The 22,814-nt window shown below is 57.2% G+C and carries 21 protein-coding genes, 1 tRNA gene and 1 pseudogene; 11 read left to right on the top strand and 12 right to left on the bottom strand.

Annotation, left to right across the window (positions count from 1 at the left end):
- Nucleotides 1-202 precede the first annotated feature (202 nt).
- Together AC0L30_RS20960 and AC0L30_RS20955 are read left to right on the top strand one after the other, a co-directional pair.
- On the top strand, nucleotides 203-1,717 hold the full coding sequence (locus AC0L30_RS20960; protein WP_473405069.1) for a CarD family transcriptional regulator: 1,515 nt from the start codon (nucleotides 203-205) through the stop codon (nucleotides 1,715-1,717).
- Nucleotides 1,714-2,679, top strand: a complete 966-nt coding sequence (locus AC0L30_RS20955; protein ID WP_473405068.1) for a phage exclusion protein Lit family protein — start codon at nucleotides 1,714-1,716, stop codon at nucleotides 2,677-2,679. Before AC0L30_RS20960 ends, AC0L30_RS20955 begins: the two co-directional genes overlap by 4 nt.
- 481 nt (nucleotides 2,680-3,160) lie before the next feature.
- Here AC0L30_RS20955 and AC0L30_RS20950 read toward each other — a convergent pair whose 3' ends face one another.
- The gene (locus AC0L30_RS20950) at nucleotides 3,161-3,922 is read right to left on the bottom strand and encodes a hypothetical protein (protein WP_473405067.1); all 762 of its coding nucleotides are present in this window, start codon (nucleotides 3,920-3,922) and stop codon (nucleotides 3,161-3,163) included.
- The gene (locus tag AC0L30_RS20945) at nucleotides 3,909-4,541 is read right to left on the bottom strand and encodes a hypothetical protein (protein ID WP_473405066.1); all 633 of its coding nucleotides are present in this window, start codon (nucleotides 4,539-4,541) and stop codon (nucleotides 3,909-3,911) included. The genes AC0L30_RS20950 and AC0L30_RS20945 overlap by 14 nt, the downstream gene beginning before the upstream one ends.
- Before the next feature lie 364 nt (nucleotides 4,542-4,905).
- On the opposite strand from AC0L30_RS20945, the gene AC0L30_RS20940 reads away from it, so the two are divergent.
- The 3 genes from AC0L30_RS20940 (at nucleotide 4,906) to AC0L30_RS20930 (ending at nucleotide 6,821) form a co-directional block, all read left to right on the top strand.
- The gene (locus AC0L30_RS20940) at nucleotides 4,906-5,187 is read left to right on the top strand and encodes a hypothetical protein (protein ID WP_473405065.1); all 282 of its coding nucleotides are present in this window, start codon (nucleotides 4,906-4,908) and stop codon (nucleotides 5,185-5,187) included.
- A 105-nt stretch (nucleotides 5,188-5,292) separates the two neighbouring features.
- A complete protein-coding gene (locus AC0L30_RS20935; RefSeq protein WP_473405064.1) occupies nucleotides 5,293-6,126 on the top strand; it encodes a hypothetical protein in 834 nt (277 codons plus the stop codon).
- Nucleotides 6,123-6,821 (top strand): hypothetical protein, encoded by a 699-nt coding sequence (locus AC0L30_RS20930; RefSeq protein WP_473405063.1) that lies wholly within the window; start codon nucleotides 6,123-6,125, stop codon nucleotides 6,819-6,821. Before AC0L30_RS20935 ends, AC0L30_RS20930 begins: the two co-directional genes overlap by 4 nt.
- On the opposite strand, the gene AC0L30_RS20925 is transcribed toward AC0L30_RS20930, so the two are convergent.
- The gene (locus tag AC0L30_RS20925) at nucleotides 6,795-7,304 is read right to left on the bottom strand and encodes a hypothetical protein (RefSeq protein WP_473405062.1); all 510 of its coding nucleotides are present in this window, start codon (nucleotides 7,302-7,304) and stop codon (nucleotides 6,795-6,797) included. The two genes, AC0L30_RS20930 and AC0L30_RS20925, sit on opposite strands and share 27 nt — an antisense overlap.
- A gap of 849 nt (nucleotides 7,305-8,153) precedes the next feature.
- On the opposite strand from AC0L30_RS20925, the gene AC0L30_RS20920 reads away from it, so the two are divergent.
- Nucleotides 8,154-8,825, top strand: a complete 672-nt coding sequence (locus AC0L30_RS20920) for a polysaccharide deacetylase family protein (RefSeq protein ID WP_473405061.1) — start codon at nucleotides 8,154-8,156, stop codon at nucleotides 8,823-8,825.
- 133 nt (nucleotides 8,826-8,958) lie between these two features.
- Here the strand turns inward: AC0L30_RS20920 and AC0L30_RS20915 are convergent, their stop codons facing one another.
- Nucleotides 8,959-9,795: a hypothetical protein gene (locus tag AC0L30_RS20915; RefSeq protein ID WP_473405090.1), complete on the bottom strand. Its 837-nt coding sequence runs from the start codon at nucleotides 9,793-9,795 to the stop codon at nucleotides 8,959-8,961.
- Between AC0L30_RS20915 and AC0L30_RS20910 the strand changes: the two genes are divergently transcribed.
- The 3 genes from AC0L30_RS20910 to AC0L30_RS20900 all read left to right on the top strand — a co-directional run bounded on the left by AC0L30_RS20910 (nucleotide 9,734) and on the right by AC0L30_RS20900 (nucleotide 10,845).
- Nucleotides 9,734-10,135: a DUF6804 family protein gene (locus AC0L30_RS20910; protein ID WP_473405060.1), complete on the top strand. Its 402-nt coding sequence runs from the start codon at nucleotides 9,734-9,736 to the stop codon at nucleotides 10,133-10,135. The two genes, AC0L30_RS20915 and AC0L30_RS20910, sit on opposite strands and share 62 nt — an antisense overlap.
- Before the next feature lie 116 nt (nucleotides 10,136-10,251).
- Nucleotides 10,252-10,506 (top strand): hypothetical protein, encoded by a 255-nt coding sequence (locus AC0L30_RS20905; RefSeq protein WP_473405059.1) that lies wholly within the window; start codon nucleotides 10,252-10,254, stop codon nucleotides 10,504-10,506.
- A gap of 114 nt (nucleotides 10,507-10,620) precedes the next feature.
- Nucleotides 10,621-10,845, top strand: a complete 225-nt coding sequence (locus AC0L30_RS20900) for a hypothetical protein (RefSeq protein WP_473405058.1) — start codon at nucleotides 10,621-10,623, stop codon at nucleotides 10,843-10,845.
- Nucleotides 10,846-11,593: 748 nt separating this feature from the next.
- On the opposite strand, the gene AC0L30_RS20895 is transcribed toward AC0L30_RS20900, so the two are convergent.
- From AC0L30_RS20895 to AC0L30_RS20875, 5 genes are all read right to left on the bottom strand, one after another.
- The gene (locus tag AC0L30_RS20895) at nucleotides 11,594-11,794 is read right to left on the bottom strand and encodes a hypothetical protein (protein WP_473405057.1); all 201 of its coding nucleotides are present in this window, start codon (nucleotides 11,792-11,794) and stop codon (nucleotides 11,594-11,596) included.
- Nucleotides 11,795-11,935: 141 nt separating this feature from the next.
- Nucleotides 11,936-12,943, bottom strand: a complete 1,008-nt coding sequence (locus AC0L30_RS20890) for a restriction endonuclease (protein WP_473405056.1) — start codon at nucleotides 12,941-12,943, stop codon at nucleotides 11,936-11,938.
- A gap of 365 nt (nucleotides 12,944-13,308) precedes the next feature.
- On the bottom strand, nucleotides 13,309-14,043 hold the full coding sequence (locus AC0L30_RS20885; RefSeq protein ID WP_473405055.1) for a reverse transcriptase domain-containing protein: 735 nt from the start codon (nucleotides 14,041-14,043) through the stop codon (nucleotides 13,309-13,311).
- Between the two features lie 340 nt (nucleotides 14,044-14,383).
- Complete coding sequence (locus AC0L30_RS20880; protein ID WP_473405054.1) at nucleotides 14,384-15,544, bottom strand: Shedu immune nuclease family protein; 1,161 nt, start codon at nucleotides 15,542-15,544, stop codon at nucleotides 14,384-14,386.
- Nucleotides 15,545-15,908: 364 nt separating this feature from the next.
- Entirely contained in the window at nucleotides 15,909-17,171 is a 1,263-nt protein-coding gene (locus AC0L30_RS20875) for a tyrosine-type recombinase/integrase (RefSeq protein WP_473405053.1), read from the bottom strand.
- A gap of 87 nt (nucleotides 17,172-17,258) precedes the next feature.
- Here AC0L30_RS20875 and AC0L30_RS20870 point away from each other — a divergent pair.
- A tRNA-Arg gene (locus AC0L30_RS20870) sits at nucleotides 17,259-17,331 on the top strand.
- Nucleotides 17,332-17,411: 80 nt separating this feature from the next.
- Here the strand turns inward: AC0L30_RS20870 and AC0L30_RS20865 are convergent.
- Both AC0L30_RS20865 and AC0L30_RS20860 read right to left on the bottom strand, forming a co-directional pair.
- Nucleotides 17,412-18,833 carry a DUF7986 domain-containing protein gene (locus AC0L30_RS20865; protein WP_473405052.1) on the bottom strand — a complete coding sequence of 474 codons (1,422 nt, stop codon included), beginning with the start codon at nucleotides 18,831-18,833 and terminating at the stop codon, nucleotides 17,412-17,414.
- Nucleotides 18,834-19,082: 249 nt separating this feature from the next.
- On the bottom strand, nucleotides 19,083-19,307 hold the full coding sequence (locus AC0L30_RS20860) for a hypothetical protein (protein WP_245285951.1): 225 nt from the start codon (nucleotides 19,305-19,307) through the stop codon (nucleotides 19,083-19,085).
- A gap of 276 nt (nucleotides 19,308-19,583) precedes the next feature.
- On the opposite strand from AC0L30_RS20860, the gene AC0L30_RS20855 reads away from it, so the two are divergent.
- Entirely contained in the window at nucleotides 19,584-20,030 is a 447-nt protein-coding gene (locus AC0L30_RS20855; RefSeq protein ID WP_245285950.1) for a hypothetical protein, read from the top strand.
- Nucleotides 20,031-20,105: 75 nt separating this feature from the next.
- On the opposite strand, the pseudogene AC0L30_RS20850 reads toward AC0L30_RS20855, so the two are convergent.
- A pseudogene (locus AC0L30_RS20850) lies at nucleotides 20,106-22,399 on the bottom strand (MHYT domain-containing protein).
- Nucleotides 22,400-22,814 lie beyond the last annotated feature (415 nt).

Raw genomic sequence — 22,814 nt, 5'->3', positions numbered from 1 at the left:
TCGAAGACCAGCTCGTCATTTCATCCCTTAAAAGGCGGCGGAGCATCGAGACAGCAGTTCTTGGAGCAAAGCGAAAATGTTCTCAGCCCTTGGCTTTCGCTCGTACTGCCCGGTTATGAACGGTTTGATGACCGCCGTTTGGCGTGCAATAGTCCTTTGGTTCCCGCGTCGAGAGAACGCGGTTCGATCAGGGTGGGGAGCGATGGGGTTCTTTAGCGATCTGTTCGGAGGCGGGGGACGCCGGGACATCGAGCGCCTGTTGAACCCCCTGCTCGGCTCTAAGCTTCAGGAGTTCGCCGTCGTCGACGCGGACGACGTGTACATGAAGCACTATTTCCGCTTCAGCGACCGGGACGGCAAGCCGGAAGAATTTGTCGTCATCTACCGTCGCTTCGATCCCGAGCTGCACTACCTCCGTACCCACTACAGGAAGGCCGGGGAATCGTTCTTTGTGACCATCAGCGAGCAGGTCTGGTCGTTTTCCATCGGCTATCTGATCGAGCAGGGCAAGCGCCTCGCAGGGTCAACGCGGCCTCAGAAGAACCACTTGGCCGCCCAGGTCTCGGCAGGAGAATTGAAGCATCCTGACTGGAGGCCTCCTGGCAAGGCACCGGAAGGACCAAAGGCGCCGGAAAGCCCTCGGCCTCCTAGATCGCCATATGAATGGAACCGATCAGAGCCACCGAAGGCCCCGATCCTGGAGAGCGGCGGCTTTGGAGTGAATGAGTACGTGGTCTATCCGGCGCATGGCGTCGGCCAGATCCTCGCGATTGAGGACCAGGAGATCGCGGGCGCCAAGATGCAGCTGTTCGTGATCAATTTCATCAAGGACAAGATGACGCTGCGCGTGCCCACCGCGAAAATCGCGAACGTGGGTATGCGGAAGCTGTCCGAACCGGCACTCGTAAAAAAGGCATTCGAAACCCTTAAAGGGAGGGCGCGCGCGAGCATAAATACTACTTGGTCGGAACTAGCTCAGGAAATTGAAGCCAAGATCAATTCGGGCGACATCGTCGCTATCGCTGAGGTTCTCCGTGACCTTCACCCGCAGGCAACTGAACGGGAGCCGGTGTACAGCATCCGCCAACTCTACGATGCGGCGCTCGATCGCATGTCACGCGAGGCCGCGGTCGTTCAACACACGACCGATGACGAAGCGATCCAAGAGATCACTTCAGAGCTCGCGAAACAAAAGCCACCTATCCATGAAAAGCCGGCCGGAAACGATCAGCAAGCCCGGCCGAAGGTTTCTGTCGAAGTGTCGCCGTGGGAAATATCGACGGACAAGTACAATGAGATCGGGCGAGTTTACGAGTTCAACAACCTGGCTGGGCCCGGCAGTAAGACGAAATTTGACGTCCGTTTCCGTCTCACTCGGGAGAACGATGGCCGGACAATCACGCCGTTCATCTACTTTGTTATCGAGCCATACATCTTGGAACAGAACGGATTTCTTGCGGCAATGTTCGCTCCGAGTGACGCGTTGCTCGACTATAAAGTCTTTACGGTGAAAGTTGAGCCGATTGCGACTGGAGCGAATTTTATCCTCGTCACGGATCGAGAGGATGCTGAGCACTGTCTGCGAGTTCTAATGCTCGGTCGGCAAATCATGTTTCGCCTCCTATCAGAGAGTGGGCCACTTGCCTCGTTCCCACTCGAAAATGATATTGGCTTTTCAGAGTCGTATCGTGAGTTGAGACAGTTGCTTTTGACATGACAGAGCAACCCTTGTTTTTGGAGACACTATTTCAGCAATTCGAACCAGTGATCCGGGAGGTGTACGACCGGGCGGCGGCTACTGCAGGAGTGGACCCTGCCGCTGTGCCGCTTGAACTAAGCGCCGTCTCCTGGCGCTTCGGCAAGCAGGAGGCGGAGTTTGCAGCGCTCTCGCCCCCTCCCCATGTCGCCATCACCTGGAACGGAATCGCGAGCCTCTGGGCCGCATCGCATGCGATTGCACGGGTCGCCCGGGTGATGTTCGAAGCGCAGCGGAAGCTTGAACCGGGCGACGATAGGCGGCTGATGCTCTCCAACTACCCGGAGGCACGAATGGGCCTCGAACTGTTCGAGCTGTCGCTCCGCCTTGCGAAGAAGCCCTTTGAGCACTGGGTGCAAGGTGACTGGGCGCCGGTGCCTACGGCCGATCCCACGTCAGAGGATGATCGTAACGGAAACGCGCTGTTCCTCCGCGCGCTCGGTTGGATCATCCGTCACGAACTTGCGCATCTGGTGAAGAAGCATCTCGATCAGACCGGTATCCAGCAGGGGGAGCACTTCCGGCGCGAATACGAAGCCGACGAGACAGCGACGCTATGGCTGAAGGGCGCCCTGACTGCCGACCCAAACCGGCAGGCCCGTGCGCATCCATCCGCTGATGAGCTCGCCCTTGAGGGAGCCGCGGTCGGTATTTTCAGCGGCATCGTCTGGATCAGTCAGTTCGAATGTGTGCCGCACGCGGAAAGCCAGACCCATCCTGCGGCCGCGGACCGACTTCTGAAGGTGGTTGATCTTCTCGGCCTGAAAGAGGACAGCGGCGCGCTTGAGATTGTCAGCTATGCGATCAAGGCTCTGATAGATCCTGAAGGCGCGTGGGCCGGTTTCTCCGATCGGCCGACGGCACTCGATGCAGCGTATGAGGCAGCCGTTGAATTGAGCAGGCACATCCAGCGCAATCGCTAGTTTGCATTAGGCCATTTACAGATGGCGTCATCATGGACCAGCCGCTTCTTCGGAAAACCGGGACAAGTGGCTCGGTTGAGCAGATTAATCTTCCGCTAGCCGGAGCAGCGTGATCGAGCCCTCGACCTAAATGGGTCGGGATCGTATTTGTGAACGCGCCATACCTCGCCGCCGACGCGGTAGTCCCTGTGGATCAGCGTTTGCCCTCTCACCATCACCATCAGGGCGAAGCCCTGATGTGTGAACCACACATACGTCCGCCCGAAACTCTACACCGGAGACCAGGCCAAACTGACCCTGCAGGTGGCGGAGCGGTGCCACTACCTCGAAGACTTCCCGCTCTACGCGATCCGCAAGGCGGCGAAGTGGTCCCTCGTTGGCCGTGACAAGCTGCCCAGCGTTGCCGCCTTCATCGTTGATGTGCGACTGGCTATGGGCAGCGAAGTGCTGGAACGGGATCGCTTGTTGAGCCGGCTACTTCTTACGTCAGCGCCAGCACCACGTTGTTGACCAGGTCGGACACCACGTCGTCGGCTTGAGGTTGAGCGATAACCATAGTGGATGGGTGAGCCGCTATGTTTCTCTTGCCCAGCTTCTCTTTTAACGTCCTGACGAGGTTGTCACTGAGTAGGTTAGCGCTCTTGCACAGCTCAATGATTTCGAACTCCTTTAGGTCGTCGGCGAAGTCGTCGTAACTATTGATAACGATACTGGCCTTCTTCGGAGTCTTTTGAAACTTCACCGATATTGCAGCATTGATCGCGGCCAAACGTGCAGGGTCCTTCAATATCCAATTCAGCAGATGGTCGAAGGCTAAGTTCCAGGTCATCACAATACAGGCGCGGTAGGCTTTAACGCGGTAGCAATCGATGGCCTCGGCAAGAAAGACCTTCTCCGCAATGTCCGGCACTTTGTCCGATAGGTCGGTGAGAAGTTTGCTCACCGCCTGAATGCTTGGGTGAAGGCCATACTTCTTGTCCAACTCAGCCCGGACCGTTCTGGCCAGTTTGTACTTCCCCCGTTCGGGCAGCAGGTCCTTGGCGTCCGCCATCCTAGTGAGATAGGTTGCGAGCGCTGCCGGTTCATCGATGTGGATCTTGTCGAAGCAAGCGCGAATGTCGGCAGGGCTAAAGAACTCCTTGCCGTCGTGGACGTGAAGCCACCAGGCAAAGAGCTTAATTTTGTCTTTTGGTGCCGCGCTATCGAAGCCGCTGACCTGGTCGACTAGGTCACGCAGCTCCATTGTTGCCGCCGAGCTTGTTCACGTGATCCAGGCCGATATGATTGATTTCATATCCCTTGTCCGACTTATCGAAGTATTTGTACTTGGCCTTCAGAACGCGCAGTGGCTGGGTAAAGTCCGGGATGTTGGTGGACCAACCCATAGACTTGAAGCAGGTAAACATGTGATCGCCGTTTACGGCGTCCAGGCCCCGGCATTCTTTCAACCAAGCCGCCGCGATCATGTAGCGCTTCTGCTGGCTCTTTGAATCTTTGCCCTGTGCGAAGGTCGCCAGAGAGATTGGCGCATGCATGTCCAGTGGTACGACGTTCGGGCTCTTCGGCGGCGTGCGCTTTGCACGCGGCTTTGCAGGCTGAGGATTGGCATCGACTTCCTCTTCAACGAGGTCATCCACGACTTCCTCTGCTTGCGCATCAATCTCTGCTACCGGCTGATGGGTGAGAGTTTTTGCAGCCACACCATTCACGCGTTGCTGCACGATAGTCGTGCCCGGGCCGCGGAGCGCGTTTTGAAGAACCTGGTTAAAGGAGGCGAGATCGCCATCGGGAATTTCAGCGTCCAGGACGACTAAGCGGACGCGGGCTGGACCACCGGATCTTACGTTGGAATTCTTTGCCATCACTAATTTTCCAAACTAAAGGGACGAATCACACGTTGTTTCTTACCTATCATGTATCCATTGGTTGAGAGTTCCGGGCAAGGGTAAGTTGCTTTTTTGTTCCGTTTATCCGACCTATCCCCCGCATGCCGCTGTGCCGCTTGAACTAAGCGCCGTCTCCTGGCGCTTCGGCAAGCAGGAGACGGAGTTTGCAGCGCTCTCGCCCCCTCCAGCCGATCGCGGGGCCGACGAAGAAGTAAGCCGCGCGCGGCGCCAACGAGGGCTGAAAGCTTAGGTTGGGGGCCGGCCGAGCGTGACCGGCAACACATGACACGCCACTGATCTCGCGCTAAGGTTGTCGATCCAGAACTCAAGGGAGAGGCTGATGACTGCAACATTCGCCGTCGTAGCGCCAAAGGCGACTAAGGTTACGATCTTCAGTAACGCGCTGGGGAAACTGCCTGCACTTCTTGTCATCAAAAACGTTGAAACCAAAACGAGCAACGGCTCGATTGAAGCCGAGGACGATAAAGCAACGCCGTATATCGGCGCCGCGTTGGGTCCCGGGGAGGCTATCGCGATAACCGTGCCGGCCACCACGGCGAATCTTCAGCTGTTCAATTTGAATGACGTTTTGCGAGCTGAAATTCAAATCACGGCGGTGTAGGCGTTCTGAGATAGGATCATGTCGCAGGATGAAAGACGCTGGGTCGCAAGCGCGACAGCGCAATGCATCTTTCATTTTGATCGGTAGCTTTTCTTGAGGTTTCCCTTGATCCCAATTGAGCCGCTTCTTTTTGATCTCTTGGCCGACGATTGGAAGAATCTTGCGTCCTTTTTCGTGACGCCGGCGATAGGGCTTTCCGTTGCCTACTTGTTGGGTGCAGACCTTCTCAAAGTCCCGTTCGTCTCGACCGAGGTTCCGTACAAAATTCCGACCCGTATCTTGGGTGGGCTTGCGGGCACGCTCTGCTTGATCGCCACGTTTGCAACGGCAATCTGGCTCACGCTTCGCATATACCCAGGGCCACGGCCGAATGTAGAGCAATTTATCCAAACCTTTTTTCGGCCACTGAACGAAAATGAGAACGCATGGTTGAAAAGGATTGCGGCCGAACCAGTATTCGACGCGGTTCTGATCTTAGACGAATTTGATGTTAGGACTGATCTAAGAATTTTCGTGAACAACTCGCGTGTTTTTGGATCGTATCGGGATTGTGTTTGGACGTTCGAATGCAGAGAGGTCGATACAAGTGCCTCTCAGGCTAAGCTGTTGCCGCTCATTGCAGCGCGCCACATTGACGACAATCTCTATCCGTCTGACAAATTGAATAGACTACCTCTAACAGTACCTTTTCTTCCCCACCTGCGGTCCGGGCTTAACTACATCGATGTGTTTTCAAACAATTCGGGGTTGGTCGGATGTCGCGTGAAAGCCCGTTTGATCTTTAGGATGGTGTCGGGCAAAGACGAGACTATAGGCTTCGAAATAGCCGACAAAGTAACAACGCCGAATGTCTATCGGACAATTTCGCAGAGTGGATCGTATCGGACTTGCGATCAATTTCGCCTACCCGCTACAATTTCTCTCAGGCCATCGCCGTGAAGAAAGCCAAAACAAAAGCATTGTCGCCGTCGTCTACTCGCGCAGCGCTGTTGGCATCTGCCATTTTAGTCGGGGCAATTCTTGGGACGTTCTGTGCCGTCGGGTGGGGTACGAACTTTAGGGCGCGCAGCACAGTCGTTGATGGCCTAGGAACGTTCTATCGCGTTGCGCTTCCGACCGACATTCGCGTTCTGAGTGACGTGAGAACGGCTGAAATTGCTGCTCCAAGCGCGTCCGATTATGAGCGCGTTGGAGTGAACAACTATTGGATAGCGAGTAGCGAAAATCCCCGTGGGGTGTTATCGCCGCTTCCCCCAAACGAAATGGACCCCCTAAACGTTGAACGCGATCTGGTTATTCGCAATCACGGGGGAGCGCTGCGCGGCGCGTTGAACGCGTTCCTTCCGGAACGCAATTTTGTTGTTTACGAAATGGAGAACAGCAGCGGGGGCTATTGCTCTGGAGCATTTGACATTCGATTGAACGGAAGCAGCATCGTCGGCGTTCCTCTGCATGCACCGAGCGGTCCGAGCGAAGTCTTGTCGCTTCTTAGGATGCCCAACGACAGCACGGTTCGTGGTGGCTTTGACAAAGTTCTTTGTTCTCGGCGAATTGTTGAAATAAACCTTGGAACCCGAGCCGAGCCGTTCAAACGAATCAGTGAATTCCTAGGGTTCTTCCAGTCGCGCCAGTGAAACAGCTCCAACATTCATGGAAATCGTGGCCGGTTGCAGTACAATTTTTCTTCGACCGATGCAGTATTTCTCCGCGACTACACTAACTTCATCCCCTAAAACAGCCGGACCGATTATGCGGATCACTCGGCTCAGGTCGCAAGAGGCAGTACCAGATGCGGAAAACTTCTTGGACACTAGCTCGCAAAGCCGGAGGAAGTCTTTGCGGTCAAGCCGATATCCAGTCGGGTCATTGTTGCTGTGGAAGACTTCGGCGGTACCGAGATGGAGCTTATAGCCGACGAACCGCTTTCGGCCATCGATGCAGTGCGCGTGAGGGGCAGATGGCAATGGGTCGGGATCGTATTTGTGAACGCGCCATACCTCGCCGCCGACGCGGTAGTCCTTCTGGATCAGCGTTTGCCCTTCCTCATTGACCAATTGAATTAGGCCGATGTCTATGGAGATGTGATCATCAGATTGATCGACAATTTCGTCGGACATTTCTACCTCCTTCAACAGGGGCGCGAGATGTAATGAGCGATGCTGCCGTCGTATGGCTACGTCCCGGCGTAGACAATCGAGAGGATGAGCGACGAACACACATCGCATTCCCACCAGCGGAAGACACTCACGTCAAGCAGTACCGCAATTGAGGAGGACATCACAGCACTGAGCGGCCGTTCCAGTACCCATCATCCTGTGCAAGGCAATCAACCCAAATTCGATCGTCAACTGCGAGAGATATTTGCGGCACCGATCTCCGTCTTAAGTCTCACAGACCTGAACGTGTATCCTATCCATTCGCCCGCATCCGGATCAAAACCCCTCTGTGCCTCCATTAGGGAGGGCTGGGGACGCTGCTTGCATAGAGATGCGGGGGAACATCATCTGCACCTCGTGAGCGCATCAGCGCCTCTCTAAATCAGTTTACCTATTCATTCTTCCTCATATTGTCCCAAACCGGCTCAATCCAAGCAACTTGAACTCCGTTTTTCCCTCCCGAGTGGTACCAGCGCTCCTCCTCAAGACGTCAGAAGAGGTACCTTTTGGTACTTGCATCGCCTACGCGGGTTCGAAGACCATCTGACCTTTCATCCCTTAAAAGGCCGCTGAAGGTCGAGACAGCAGTTCTTGGCGAACGAAGTCCACGTTGGGAGCATCGGCCTGCGTTGTGGCAATGCTCCCGTGTGGAGAAAGGTCTTCCGATGGGTCGAGCTTTGTGCCGGACTTAGCGCTCATGCCTATTTTCGTACTTGGTGTGGAGTGGTAGCTCATTCTATCAGCGTCGACCCCTCAATTCAGCAACGTACGGCAGGGGGAGAAAGGTTCGCCTGATGTAGGGAGGGTTGGATGTTGCTCCAGATAGACAGCGCGATCCCGGACAATCAACTGTGCCTGACGTTCGACGATGGTCCAGGCGAACATACGTCCGAGATCGGCACATACCTTCGCGAACAAGGCATCGCTGCAACGTTCTTTCTGATCGGCTCTCTCGTTGCGTCTCAAGGCGACGTGGTGCGTCAACTTCTAGACCAGGGGCATGAAATCGGTAATCACACGCAAAATCACCCAGCCCTTTCCGACGCAGACCAGGTTCGCGCAGAAATAATGGCGGCGCACAACGAGCTGCTTCCGTTCGTTGGCAACCTAGATCGTCCGTTGTTTTTTCGTCCTCCATATGGGCAGTGGCCGTCGTCTCCTGACGCTAACGGTGCGGTGACTAAAGGTGACACTTATGCCGGGCCGATCATGTGGGACTTCACGGGGGACGATTGGTGGTATTGGAGAGAAGCCAAAGGTCCCGACGACGAGGAAGCGCTCAATCAGGCAGTGACCCGGTATTCAGAGGCGAAACGGGGAATTGTGCTTATGCACGACAACAACTTTGAACATCAAATCGCGCGTCAAAGCCAAACGTTTCGCATGGTCAAGAGACTAGTGCCTTTGTGGAGACATCGAGGCATTTCATTCCTGTCGCTTCGGGAAGCATATTGCCGCGGTCTGCTGGACGTCGGCATATAAGCTCTCGCTGGTGGCCCTTCCGCCCGAGTTCGCTTGGGACCGGCCGTCCCCCATTCAACTCAGATACGCATCGACGAATTCGTTCCAGCGATCCCCCTGGAGGGTGAAACAATGGATCGGGGCTGGCACCAAGTTAAGAGCCGAACATGGCTTCCCGGATCTTTTCAAACACCCAATACCATCCAAACTGAACGACCATCCCGACGACTAGGCCGCCGATCAGTACCAGGGCGCCGACGAAGTTGCGCGCCGCAGGTGGCATGGTCTCTCCATAGTCGCCCCGAAGAATGGTGAGCCCATAGTAAAGAGGCACCGCCACGACCGCAGCGGGGACGAAGTTGACGATGAACACGAGCACGGTGGAGATGATGTTGCCGGCCATCTGTACGTGGTAGAATCGTGCGATGGGTGTGATCATCGCAAGGCCGTAAAAGTAGGTGATCAGCCAAAGCCAGAGGACGTGCCATCGACTGAGGCCGAAGAGGCCCGGCTCCTGGCGGTGGGCCGCCTCGACGTGCTCCGCGGCGAACAGCGCGATGATGGGAGCGGCGACAATCATCACGGCGTCAATCGCCGTCTGGTACCAGGGCTCTACGAGCAACGGCACGTCGGCGCCGAGATATTTCCAGTTGTAAAGGTAGAAGCCGAACTGGCCCGCGAAGATGAGTGATGCCGCCAGGGACCCGATCACCGCCCCCGCCTTCGCCCGCCCGCGGGCAACGCCTCCGGACACAAAGGCGGCCAAGGTGACACTCAGATACTCCGCTATGCCACGGTAGACCCAGTGGGCTCCCCAGACCGCTCCCAGCGGCGCGTCATCGTCGCCCGGCTTTCCGAGCACCGCTTCGATGGACTGCGAGAAGGCGGTTCGCAATGCAAGGTAGTAGACCGAGAACAAAAAGGGGGCAATGATGACTGGCCAAATCGGCGCCCGTCGATCGCTCCCAACATCCGCACTTGTGGCCGTCATGACCCTTACCCCCGCAGCGTCGCCGACCCGAACCGCCCTACCGATCGCGCTCTGGATCGTGCCGGCATTGATATTGGTTGTGGCCGTGTTTCCCCTCCCGTACAGGTACTACACATTTACCAGGATCGTCACCTGTCTTGCCTGCATAGCTTTGGCCTATACAGCCCGTGGACCGCGCCCGGGGGCGATTATATGGACGTCTTTGTTCATCTTGATCGCTATCGTCTTCAACCCGCTGATCCCGGTCTACCTGAAGAAGCAGACCTGGATGTACATCGATGGCGGCGGCGCCGCCGTCATCCTCGCGCACCTGCTCACAGTTAGGGGTCTCCGGTCGTGAAGGTCGGTCCTCGTCGCACTTTCGTTGCTGTTGGCCCTGCCAGCCGCAACTTCGCCTGCCTGGACGATGCGCGAATACATCGATCTTAAGCAGCAGGGACGGCAGGAAACGAGAAGTTGAATAACTACTTGATAGCAGTGATCGACGCGATCGGAATGTCGAACGAGGAGATAGTTGCAAACCGGCAGACGCCGATCTTCTGTCGAGGGCAGCGCGACATCAGTGTCGATATGGTCCGAGCGATCCTCGACCGCTGGATACAGAAGACAGAGCCGACAAAGACGTCCGCGGATTGGAAAGTATTTGTCGGGAAACAAAACCTCGCCGGTGCGGTGCTCTACAGCCTCAAAGGCGCGATGCCCTGCCGCTAACAGCCGCGCGGCGCAAGCCTGCGAATTGGTATCAAGCGCGACGTTTAGTGCGCGAGCGCAGTTTCGATAAATTGAGTCCGATGATATCCAAACGAAGCGGCGGCAGGAGAAGTCATGGCAATCTCAGACCTAAACTTTACAGCAGTACTGTTTCGCGACGGAGAGACCTATCCTTATGCGTTCGGGGAAATCCACGCGAAGGATCGAAGCGAGGCAAAAAGGCAGGCCGTTGAGTGGGCGGTGCTCGAGATTGGATCAGTGGGCGGCATAACTGAACCTACTCGGCTCGCCCTGGTTCACGATGGTCATAGCGAAGTAATCAAGGAGTGGGGCGAATAGGACGCTGTCGCGAATGTTGACGCGCTCGAAAGAAACTGACGCGCAACGAACAGTCGGCAGAGCACCTAGCCCGGGCCAACCGTGGTCCACATTATTGGCCCAACGGTCAGCTGCGGGGATCGTGCTGAACCCGCCCTAATCCTGCTCATACCTCATAAGGACATTGCAGCACTGTCCCGAGGACAATGCTCCCCAAACGGTCCCGCGACGGGGTCTATCTATCGTGACGGGCTGGAATGTGCGTTTACATCGGATACGGGAGGTTTTGAGGGGGAATTTGAGGTGCGCGCCACGAAACATTGTGGGGAATGGAAACTGACCCCAGCCCTCCCTGCTTCGATCTAAGCGATTGCTCAATCTTAGATGCCATGTCGCATTGGAGTGCGCATCTAAGATCATCACCGGTGACTACGTCCCAGCACAACCTCCGGAGCCAAACCCTAAAATGAAAGTACTGCGATGCGCAGTAGCCATTTGGGAGGGACGAACGATGGAAGTCCGAATGAAAGGCGGTCACGCGGTTGCAAATAGCTCTGGCCCCAAGCCCGGTCGTCGCAAGAGCAAAGTCCAAGAACTGTTCGAAAGCCAAGGTACAGACGCAGCGTGGATGCTTGGGCGAAAGTTAGGGCTGAAGGAGAGTACTTTGCGAACTTGGTTTGCCGCTTGGCGCTCAAACTCGAAGGCCAGTGCCCAACGATCAAGGTAGGTCGTGGTCGCCGCGTGGATACCGAGGACCCGGATTGGTTTGTCACTCCTGCGCTGCGCGCCGCAGACGATGAAGCCGTCGAATAGACTTATCAATTTTCTCGGGCAATGAGCCCTCATTATTCTCAAAAAAGATACGCCGCACTTCAGGAGACGTGCTCAAAATCAATTGTTCCAGCTCATCGACTTTGTCCTGGTAAGCGCGAGCTTCTTCCTCGGTCTTAAACACGTTGGGGTGACGCATGCTGACGGCTCCATCGTGGTCAATGTACTGGTCCGTATTACCTTGCGACTAAGGGAAGCGGACCGGTCCGCGGCTGCGGGCTTTGCTACGGTAAGCGTGGATCGTCGGCTCAACTTGCGCAGCAGTACCCAGTGCGCCTCTTCAATCGAGGGCCTCGTCACCCACATCAACAACGTACGTCCTCTTCATCGGCAGAAGCATGCGATATCTTGGATCAAAATGTTCATAGTGGGCGAAGATCAACTTGATTAGTTCGTCACCGTCAATGAGGCGGAGGTTTTGGTTCGCTCGTTCAAACTCGATCGCAGGGGTTGAATAACCTCCGAGCGTAACAAACAGGCCGTGTTCGTCGTCTTGCACATGCCCGTACAGTTGGGCGACGTGCGGTTGTCCAATCGTCGAGAGCGTCTGCTTGCATTGGATTTTTATGACGTCATGAAACCCGAGCTCATCCTTGTGCGCAATTATGTCGACGCCGCCATCTCCTGAAGCTTGGGTAACACGACAGTGATAGCCCATGCGTTCCAACAGGTGCGCAACAAAATATTCGAATTGACGAAAAGATAAGCCGGACTTCAAACGTTTGATTACAAAATCTTCAATCTCTTCTTCGGCGAGGGCGGCGGCTGCACTTCCTGTTTCGGCGTCAACGTCCTCGCTCTTGAATGGTTTTCCTTCAAACGCCGCGAGAAACTCGTCAGCATTGTTCTTTACCTGGAAAAGGGTGACGGCGGACCCAATCTCATGCAGGGCACTTTGGGAGAATTCCGGTCGCGCGATATGCCCCGTCCATTTCACCGACCGGCGATTGGGGCCATCCATGTCGTCTTTTGATGGCTTGAACTCATAGCCGCCCTTGATCGTGCCCAGATTTACCATTCGATCAATTTTGGATGGATAGATGACGAGATCACCAACCTTCATCTCATAGGCAAACTTAAAAAGCGTACCCGCCACAACTGGGATGGCCCCTGGCTTTATCTGCGGGTAAGTGGTTGCGACCGCCTTCTTAAAGTCATCACGATCAGCCGGCAGTTTCGAAAGATCTCCCATTTTAGACCAACCGATACCAATATAGCTTTCTTCTATCGGCCGTCGGGCATGGCCTTTACCCATATGGATACCCCAAATCGGGCGCTCCTTTACCATTGGCTCTCCCCCAACTCGAGTGCTGCGCCGAATGATCCGGTGTTACTGCACTATTGCTTGGGGCACTAACTTAGCGCGGAGCGAGTTAAGCGACTAGGTGGTTAGTCAAAGGTCATACCAATAAACAGGGTTGCGACGCCGGTGGTCCGAGGGCGGCCCCCATTGATCTATCCCCACAATCGATCAAGCCCTAGACGGCGGCTTCCCATTGCTGGAGATCAAGCGCTCGCGCTCTGACGCCGCGCGATGTCGATCTCGCCGCGCCGCCCCCACATGCCGATGACATGCGTCCACAATCTCAGGAAGCGCCCGGCAGCTACGCTTCTCCAGTTGCCGCCCCGCTCGCATAACCAATCGCCAACTGACTAAGCGTTTTCGCGCGCCACTAAGTCACGGTAGCGCTCGAACGCCGCATCGGACAGCGCGGTCCGGTTGGGCGATGCCATGTATTTCGCTACGCGATCTGCCCTGACTAACGCAGAACCGTGTGTCAGGTCGCAATTGAACGCGGTGATCGCTACGCTCGGCGGCACAAGCTTAGTTGGATTTGGCAATAACCCCGCAGCTACGCAGGTTTCGCGGATGTCTGTGTACGCGAGTGTCAACGTCGTGATGTCGTTATGCGATCCGATGAAGTCGTCCAAGTACACTGAAATGACTACGCCGCTGGCGATGGCTCGCTCTATGGCACCCGAAACATCTGACCTCATCAAGACAAGACTGGCTAGAAGGGGAGACTGGACGAAGCCGATAGGGAGCACGTGTCGCGGCTGGGCATTTATCGGGTTAGCGACACAGGACCATTTCGAGAATGTGCCGGCTCCGGGGTACCCCCACGCTCGCAAGGCTCGGGTGACACGCATTCTAGCGATAGAGTTATAAAAGTTCTGCACGTCGATCTTGAAAAATAGGCCATTGTCGATGTGAGCATGTAAGGCAGCTATGTGGCCGCCAGATTTATAGTGATAGAAATAATCTGGAAAATCGACGCGTTTGGAGAAGAACTTGAGCATCCTCTTGCCGCGACGCTCGCACCTCTCGTTGGGCACGAAAATGGTCTTACCCCGCGACCGATACTTGTACTTGTAGTTTTCGATCATTGCAGTTGGCGACCTTACTCGCTAGTTCGATGAGAAGTTTGATTGCCGTAAGTACTGGCACCAACCATTCAGCCACTTTGCGAGTAAGGTGCGCCGCACGTGCAAAAGCTTTTTTGCTCATGCCGCGCCTCCATTATTCATCCGCCAGCCTCCAGCGACACCAAGAAATGGAGCCGACAACCGAGGATCGTACGCATCGCAGGGAAGCGTATTCGCCGAGTGGAACGCATAGAGCCATTACGCCCATAGCGCCCGAAGCCGCCGTGAGTTGGCTGACAGAAGATCTTCAACGTGGAGCTGTCCATCGGCAAAATCAAGAGAAAAAACAACGTTTCGCACGCTAATGGCTTCGCGTGATAAAACGGGCGCGCTCAAGCAATTCGTCAAATGTCACGATGTCAATGCCGCGGTTCTCACGTCGAAACAGCTCAAACGTGTCGCGCATTATGTTCGCGTCTCGGGCGTTGCCCAACCGAGAGAATTCGTCGCGCGACCCGATGACGAGAATTGTCTTTGCATTCCTAGTCCGAGCTTCCAAAACGTTACCTGCTTTGTTGTAGTGCTCGCCCGTTTGAGCGAATGACAGCCACTCCGCTTTTTGTTCGATGACTTGGGAAACGGCGCTCATGAAATCTCGACTAAATTCCCATGTCCCGGCCCGTCCGCGCTTACTCGGCGAGAAGATCGACGTATCGGGCGTTTTGATCTCAACTAGCACGGTGTAGTCAGTGAAACTCATAAGGAAGTCGATTACTGGCTTGTTCTTGTTGTCGGTGCCTCCGCCGCCAACCGTTATTTCACGGTCAAACTGCCGCATCATCCGATAGTCGAGCCCATAGCCAAAGACCCACTGCTCGCGGTCAAAGAATTCCTGCCATTGCGCCTCCCTCCAATCCATGACACTCATGTGTTCTTCATATTCTGCGAGGCCCTGCTTGCGGCCAAGAAGGATATTGATCTCCTCAGGCGTTAGCGACTGTTGTAGAACCCGAAGGACGCCGCTCCGCTGCTCTTCTGTCATATCCCTAATTCGGTTGACGATCCCGCGATCCGACGCGTCAATGATCGCCTTCGGGCCCGCCTTCGTCGAGATGTCTTCAATTTGGAAGTTTTCCTCGTTGGACAGGTCCACAAATTTGATCTGAGATAGGAAGCTTAGAAGGCGCTCGAACTCGTCGCCTCGGAACGTAAACTCTTCCTTATCGATTGCTTTGATCCAGTCGCCCCCGACTTCTTTGAATGTCTGGAGCGTGATGCGTTTGATGCCCTTGTCATCTTGGGTGACGAGGGCCGACACTTGCGTCTTTCGAATATTTCCGGTGAGACGAAGGCACATCACGCCCTCAATCTCGCCAAAGCGGACGCTGTCGCTGCCCTCCACCACCATGTTAACTCGGCGAAGGCGCTCGGTGCTCGATGCGTTAAATTTGAAAACTCTCGATATGTATGTTTTGGCGGCTTTGCGAAGTTTGAAAAATTCGTAGTCGCTCTGATCGCTCATAATCTCGCGCTCGCTTGTGAGTTGCAAGCCTACAGTATCAGTGTGAGCCGTCAAACGTCCCGCTTGTTTCCGTCTATGATGTCGTCATGTAGTCGACATGCCAGACCATCCCGATTTGCGCCTCCCTTGGTGCGTCATCCTTTCAGCCGGAATAGATGTGTTTCGGCATGGAATAAGGACCTCGTATCCGGGAAATCGGCATGCCCTTTGGACGCCGATCGGGGGTTCCAGTCCAACGCCGATTGACAGGCAATACTGATAAATCGGTTTCGTGATCGGTTGGGCCAAGCCACCCAGCGAGAGATAGTCTTGACGGTGAAATTTTGGGGGGCCTTTTCGAGCGTTCCAGCGCCAAACCCAGCACTCAGGAACGGCTTCCTTCTGGGGCTTGAAACAGCGATTGTTCGGCCGCCGCCAACTCCGCCGTATCGTCACCGCGCGGGAAGAGGTGCCCGTAGATGTCGAGCGTCATCGCGATGGTTGAATGACCCAATCGCTCCTGCACGATTTTCGGTGGCAGTTCGTGGCCGCCATCGACCTTGCGATTGATGCACCACGACGCGAAGAAATGGCGCAGGGCATGCAGGCCTGAATATTTCGGTTCAACAATCGGCTTGCCCTCATCATCGCGTTTCGGTCTGTTGTGTTCATCGAGCGCGGGTATGATGATGCCCGCCGCGATCATGGCGGGGATCAGACCGCGCTTGACGATGTTGCCCGTCATCTCGACATTGCCGGCACCATTCGGAAACACGAGCCACAATTTGCCCGAATCCTTTTTGTGCTCCTTCTTTTTCGGGCAGGTCAGTTTCCATTCGCGCAGAACCTGCGCCGTATCCGGAGGCAGAGGGATCGTGCGGTACCCTGAAGCCGATTTCGGTGAACCGATGATGCCGCGCCGATCGGCGCGTTGTCGTACATGTAGTTCGGGCTTCTTTGCGTCGAGATCGACATCCTCCCATCGCAAGCCGCGCAATTCGGAAGCGCGCAGTCCAGTGACAACGGCGGTCATCAGCAACGGCCGGTATCGCCCCTTTGCTTTCGCAAGCAGTGCCCGAATTTCATCGCGGGTCGGAATGTCGACGCCGATCTTTGGCTTTGGCTTGTGACGCTGTTGGCTCCCGTTACCTTTCCGTCGTGATCGCTTCAATTCGCGAACGGGGTTGTGCGCGGCCTGGCCGCGTTGCTGCGCGACTGAAATCAAAGCTCCCAGCGATCCCATCACTCCGCGGACCATTGCCGGGGATCTCCCTTCATCGCGAAGCTTGGTTCGGAAGGAACTGACGAATGGGACATTGAGATGCGACAACTTCTCTGACCCGATAAACGGCACAATATGGAGTCGAAGGTGCTGGTCGTATTGCTCGAGGGTCGTCGGCTCGAGATTTTCGGCCCGACATTCCGCGAGCCACATGTTCCCTGCCTCCTTCACCGTGATGGAAACACGATCGGCAACGTGAATGCCTTTACCGATCTCGATGCGGGTTGTGGCCTCGAACTTCTCCGCATCCTGTTTGCGGTCAAAGGTGCGAAGGCGCCGCTTGCGGTTCTGATCGAAATAATCGAGCACCCACGCCATGCGAACATCGCCCTTCGCGTTCTTCCAAGTACGCTTCCTGATTGACATGGCCCGGTTCCGTAACAGGGTGTGACCATGTTGTATTATACGGCACTCCGGACTTATGCAACAAAACTGCAACAAAACATGAAATTAGCGAATAAAATCAATCAGGAATTACAGACTACGAATCTGAGGGTCGGACGTTCGAATCGTTCCGGGCGCGCCATTTCGGTACCGACTGTCGCCTGGTCACGCGGATCGAAGCCCTCTTCAGCGGCCCAGCGCAGCGGTCATTGCCCGGTTCGTTCACTCCCTCCGCTCACTGAGACCCAACTCTGTCCATAGCCACGCGAAATTGTAGCTGGCCATCGGATTATCTGGATCGGCGTGCTTCGCCGTCCGGTTCTCCATGAGCTTGAGCCACTCGACGACCTTCATCCGTCCGCCCTCCGTCTTCACCGCGGTCCGCGGCGTTTGCCCGTCGAGCGCGGGAACCGGTTGATCGAGCACGTCACGGTAATGCCGGTCCATGTAGTCATGGACGATGGCACGCTGCTCGTCCTCAGGGATATCGAGCTGATTTGGCATGGCAGACTCTCGCGACACCATGACCTGCTCGATCGATTCCGTCTTGACCGAGGGCTGGCGCAGGCGTCCGCCGAGCGCGTCGGACAGCAGTGCGCATCCGCGGCTGCAGCGCTGTTCGGAGTTGGTATTGAGCACCAACGTCTTGCTCTCCAGCCGTATATCGCCCAGCACGAGCCTGTCCTCGTCGGACCATGTTTCGAAGGTCAGCTGTTTCCGCGATGATCCGTCGTGCCCTGGTGCGGCGGCGGGCTTGGCTGCGCTTCTGTTTTCGCCAACCCAGCTCCATGACTTCGAGCTCGTGGCGCGAAACTCCGGACGTGCTTCCAACGCCGCTCGGATGTCACGCCCCGTGGCGCGGGCGGCGAGCGGGAAGCGCGCCTCGCACAGCATCACCTCGTCCCCTTCCGCGTTCCGCAAATCGGGAATTCTCGGTGACTGAATTCGGTCGATCGCGTCGACAAGCCAGAACGTGGTGAACATGGGCGTGATTGCGCGGAGCCTGTCGGTGGGAGAAAGGTCCGAGAATCGGTCCTCGTCGAACTCGTATCCGTTCGCTTCCGCCAATTCTTGCTCTTCCTCGCTGCTCAGCGACTCCAGCTTCCGAACGGCCGCGACCAAGAGTTCCGATGTCTCGTGGTCGAATACCAGCAAGCCGCCACCGATCTGCGACCGCGAACCGACATGAACCACGCGCGCGGCAATGCGGTCCCATGGCTTGAGGCTTCGGGTCGCGCTCCGCTCGCTGACCAGGACCGGTTCGGTGTCGCGAAGCAGGTCGCGCGCCAGGAACGAAGTGTCGGGGACGATGTCGCTGACCTCATAGAGGCTCATCGTCGATTTCCGCAGCGCGGCCATGTAATTGCGAATCGATGCGGATTCTTTCCAGCCGCGGCGCTTGAGATAGTCATCCGTCGCGTTCTCGCCGTCGAATTCACGGGTCAGGAAGTCCTCGAAAGCGCAGGCCCACACGGTGCTCATGAACAGGTCTTCGCCGATGGTCGAAGCGATCTGCTCGATCTCGATGCCGGTTTCCTCGCAGGTGGGGACAAGGTGACCTTCAAGGACCCAGTCGAACCGATCGGCCCATCGATCGCGCGTAGACCACCTTATCAACCCTTCGAGCACGTGCTTGCTGGCCATATCCCTGCTCGCATCCCGGAATTCCCGGTCGCCGCGTAAGCGCGGCCATGCCGGAGTTTAGCAGGCCCGCGCGACCTGTTCGATCCGGAACTGGATTTTTCGAAACGACGATCAACGAATTTCTTTGGCACCCGAACTGGCCCTGCGACGCAAGGGCCGCGTACGCGCCGACGATGCCTGCTCGCACCGCTCACCGAAGCCGCTGCAATTGATTGCACCGGTTCCAAGCCTACGCGAACAAGGCCCGCTTTAGCGCCGCCCAACTTCCTGCGCCGTCGGATCCGAACCGAGCCCCTTGCTCGTCAGCAAAAGGTTGAACTGATCGGCGAAAAAAAGCTGCCCGTTCGGAGCCGTGATCGAAACCACAAAACCATTCACCGCGTGCTTGCGGGCCAGGATCACCGCAACGATCGCGCTGTCACGGAAATCCACGGTGCGGCAGTCGTCTTTAATAGCTTCGATGATAAATGTCATTTGGCCCATGACTACAATTGGCACGCGCCAATTGCGCGCCCGGCAACTCAACCTCGTATCGGTGAAAATGATGTTGCCGACAAGCCAGCTATTGACCCGATGGAACCGCGACCATACCCATATTGGGGGAAACAGCAGACCGGTCCTGCCTCACGCGGTGCGCCAGGGAGACATATAACTGGCTTGCAACCGACTTGTGGACGTCGGACCGGACATCCGTAGAAGCGGGCACTGGCCATGGTTGGTACGACTGAAGGCGAGGACATCGCGGCGGATTTGATCCGAACCGTCTCCCGCCACTCGTTGGCTTACATGCTGTGCGCAGCCAGCGAAATGTTCCGCCACTACGATTTCGATCCGCTGGACTTGATGATCATTCATGCGGTCTTGAACGCCAACGTTCTCAAGATCATGAAGAACCCCGAACTGGACCGGCAATTTGGCAGCATTCAGGCGGTTGAGCCGGACAAGATCAAGCAGGGCGTTTCCCGTGCCGCCCTGTCCCGCTTTTTCGGTCTGCCGATCGAAACCGTCCGGCGGCGCGCCGATCGCTTGAAGAAGCAAGGCATTTTCCGCGAGACCGACCAGGGACTGATCGTGACCGAAGCCAATCAGTTCAAGTTCGGCAATAATCACGAGCTGCAAAGAACCAACATGCTCCTGGTGCGGAAATTCCTCCGTGACCTGACGGAAGCGGGCGTCGAGCTTCCCGGCGGGATTTGACGGACCATTGCCTTGGAGTCTCCGAACCGGGACCGCACCGCGCGCAGGCGGCGTGCGCCATTCATCATCCGGCTTTCACGCGCTCTTCGGCCGAAAGGCGACGATGGATCCGGTTGGCTCGTCTTCGCGCATTGCCGCCTCGATGGCCTTCGCCAACGCAGCCTGGTCGAATGGTTTTGACAATCGCGGCAGGCTGGATCGTTCGTCGCTGGGAATCTCTGCGTATCCCGTGCTCAGGAGGATGACCGTCCCGGGGCGCTCCGCGGCGACAGCGCTGGCCAGCTGCAGTCCAGTCATCCCAGGCATGGCATAGTCGGTCACGACCAGGTCGACGGTACGGGTGCGGCGGAGCAAAGCCAGTGCCTCGTCGCCCGAGCGCGCCTCGACCACGATGTGCCCAAGATCGTCCAACATCGCTGCCGTGTTCTCGAGCACCAGGAGGTCGTCGTCGACGACAAGTACGGAAAGCTGTCGGCTGGCCCGCGGTACGGGCGCCGGAGCTTCCGCGCGCGGGTCAGGCACCGCGGTCTCCCCGGCCATCGGCAGCCAAATTTCGGCTGTCGTGCCCTCCCCGGGAAGGCTCCTCAAAGCGAGCTTGCCGCCGGACTGCTCGGCAAGTCCGTGGACCATTGACAGGCCGAGCCCGGTGCCTTTGCCGACGCCTTTGGTCGTAAAGAACGGCTCCTGGGCGTGCCTGAGGGTCTCGTCATCCATGCCGCAGCCGGTGTCGCTCACCGAGAGCGCAACATAGTCGCTCGTCCGAAGGCCGCCATCGCCCCGCTCTTCGCGAGCGGCAATGGTAATCAGGCCGCCGCCCGGCATCGCATCACGTGCGTTGACCGCCAGGTTGAGGACAGCCAGTTCGAGCTGGTTCGCGTCGACCCTCACCTTCGGCAGGTCCATCGGAAACAGCGTCTCGACACGAATTCCGGCCTCGAATTTCAGCAATGAGGCCATGCGTGCACCAATTCGTGGATATCGACGACCGCCGGCCTGAGATCCTGTTTACGCGCAAAAGCGAGCATACGCTGGGTCAGGGACGCGCCCCGCTGCGCGCCTAGCGTCGCGTTGTCCACCAGGCGCTGCACCTTCGCATCGCCCGGCGGCAGGCGCCTCTTCAGAAGTTCGAGGCTGCCGAGAACGGCTGCGAGCAGGTTGTTGAAGTCGTGGGCCACACCGCCGGTAAGCTGGCCGATGGTTTCCATCTTCTGCGACATCATCAGTGCTTCGCGCGCCCGATCCAGCGCATCCTGTGCCCGTCGCCTTTCGCTGACGTCGCGCACGATCTTCGCAAAGCCGGCGATTGCGCCGCTCTCGTTCCGTACCGCAACGATCGTTGCTTCCGCCCAGAAGCGGCTGCCGTCCTTGCGGACACGCCAGCCTTCGATTGCCGACTTCCCCTCGCGCTCGGCTTCAACAAGGGCGCGCGCCGGGGCCCCGGCCGCGCAATCTTCCTCGGTGTGAAAGATCGTGTAGCTCGTCCCTACGATGTCATCGCCATAGCCCATCAGCCGGTGCGCGCCGAGATTCCAGTTGCCCACGCGCCCGTCCGGATCGAGCATGAAGATCGCGTGGTCGACGATACCTTCGACAAGGAGCCGAAAGCGTTCTTCGCTGCGCCTCAGGGTGTCGGCCTCGCGTTGAGCGCGCTCCGCGGAAGCCCTGTCATAGACGGCAGCCGCGATTCCGATGCTCAGGATCACAATGGTGATGCCGGCGAGCAGGAACGCGAGCGGCGCCTGACCGACGCCGAGATGTCCTGCCTGCCGGGCCATGATGTTCGTCGGCAGGAACATGGCGCCTTCCATCGCGGCGTAGTGCATGCCGGAGACCGCAAGGCCCATCACCAGTCCCGCGAACAGCCGCTGGACCGCGTTGGTGTTGCGAAAGGCGAGCCAGAGCGCCACGACGGAGGCGCTGATCGCGATCAGGATCGAGAGCACAACCCATCGGGGATCGTACTCCATGAGGGCCGCCATTCGCATCGCGGCCATGCCGGTATAGTGCATGCCGGAGATACCAAGTCCCATCGCGAAGCCGGATGCGAGGAGCGCCCGTGGCCGTCGTCCGACGACGGCAAAGGCCGCAGCGGCGACGACGATCGGAATGACAAGCGAGAGGAGAGTCAGGAATGGATCGTACGAGATCTCGATTCCAGGCAGGCTGAAGGCCAGCATACCGACGAAATGCATGGACCAGATGCCGCCGCCCATGGCGATCGCGGCGGCTACCAGCCAGGATCGGCGGGCCCTTCCCGAAGCAGCTCGCATTCGGGTCGCCAGGTCCAACGCCGTATAGGAGGCGAGTGCCGCGATCAGAATCGATAACGCGACCAGAACGGGATCGTGAAAAGCCGCATGATGATGCATTTCGGCCGACGCTAGCCGAACTTACGTTCGCGTTCGCGTTCCCGCAAATTGTCCTCCCCCGACGACGCCGTGTCATCCTCGGCACCAAGATCGTTTCCGCCTGACAGGACGGCGCCGATGACCGGCCGCGGCATCCGTACTTCGCCAGACGAGAATCAGTTGAGAATAGTACCGACGACGAGCCTGCACCGTAAAGGTGGCAGCAAGTCGGCCGGTTCCCGCAAAAGGTGCATGACGAGCGGCCGCCCGTCATACGCGAGGGCGGTGTCACGCGCTGCTACGCCGGCAAGGGCGTGGTGCGCTACCGATGGTAAGATCCAGGCAGGCTCGGCCGGCGGTGTGAGGTGCAGCACGCGAGATCACCTGTAATCTGCTTCACACGCAAACGCGCCCAATGACGCTAGATGGAACCAGG

The sequence above is a fragment of the Bradyrhizobium sp. MI1.11 genome (assembly GCF_055811255.1).
This window is presented reverse-complemented; position numbering and strand designations above follow the sequence as displayed.

Bases quoted from the DNA above. Each gene is read 5' to 3' on its own strand.
- AC0L30_RS20960 (WP_473405069.1), top strand. From the start codon at position 203: ATGGGGTTCTTTAGCGATCTGTTCGGAGGCGGGGGACGCCGGGACATC.
- AC0L30_RS20955 (WP_473405068.1), top strand. From the start codon at position 1,714: ATGACAGAGCAACCCTTGTTTTTGGAGACACTATTTCAGCAATTCGAA.
- AC0L30_RS20950 (WP_473405067.1), bottom strand. From the start codon at position 3,922: ATGGAGCTGCGTGACCTAGTCGACCAGGTCAGCGGCTTCGATAGCGCG.
- AC0L30_RS20945 (WP_473405066.1), bottom strand. From the start codon at position 4,541: ATGGCAAAGAATTCCAACGTAAGATCCGGTGGTCCAGCCCGCGTCCGC.
- AC0L30_RS20940 (WP_473405065.1), top strand. From the start codon at position 4,906: ATGACTGCAACATTCGCCGTCGTAGCGCCAAAGGCGACTAAGGTTACG.
- AC0L30_RS20925 (WP_473405062.1), bottom strand. From the start codon at position 7,304: ATGTCCGACGAAATTGTCGATCAATCTGATGATCACATCTCCATAGAC.
- AC0L30_RS20920 (WP_473405061.1), top strand. From the start codon at position 8,154: ATGTTGCTCCAGATAGACAGCGCGATCCCGGACAATCAACTGTGCCTG.
- AC0L30_RS20910 (WP_473405060.1), top strand. From the start codon at position 9,734: ATGATGACTGGCCAAATCGGCGCCCGTCGATCGCTCCCAACATCCGCA.
- AC0L30_RS20915 (WP_473405090.1), bottom strand. From the start codon at position 9,795: ATGACGGCCACAAGTGCGGATGTTGGGAGCGATCGACGGGCGCCGATT.
- AC0L30_RS20900 (WP_473405058.1), top strand. From the start codon at position 10,621: ATGGCAATCTCAGACCTAAACTTTACAGCAGTACTGTTTCGCGACGGA.
- AC0L30_RS20895 (WP_473405057.1), bottom strand. From the start codon at position 11,794: ATGCGTCACCCCAACGTGTTTAAGACCGAGGAAGAAGCTCGCGCTTAC.
- AC0L30_RS20890 (WP_473405056.1), bottom strand. From the start codon at position 12,943: ATGGTAAAGGAGCGCCCGATTTGGGGTATCCATATGGGTAAAGGCCAT.
- AC0L30_RS20885 (WP_473405055.1), bottom strand. From the start codon at position 14,043: ATGATCGAAAACTACAAGTACAAGTATCGGTCGCGGGGTAAGACCATT.
- AC0L30_RS20880 (WP_473405054.1), bottom strand. From the start codon at position 15,544: ATGAGCGATCAGAGCGACTACGAATTTTTCAAACTTCGCAAAGCCGCC.
- AC0L30_RS20875 (WP_473405053.1), bottom strand. From the start codon at position 17,171: ATGTCAATCAGGAAGCGTACTTGGAAGAACGCGAAGGGCGATGTTCGC.
- AC0L30_RS20865 (WP_473405052.1), bottom strand. From the start codon at position 18,833: ATGGCCAGCAAGCACGTGCTCGAAGGGTTGATAAGGTGGTCTACGCGC.
- AC0L30_RS20860 (WP_245285951.1), bottom strand. From the start codon at position 19,307: ATGACATTTATCATCGAAGCTATTAAAGACGACTGCCGCACCGTGGAT.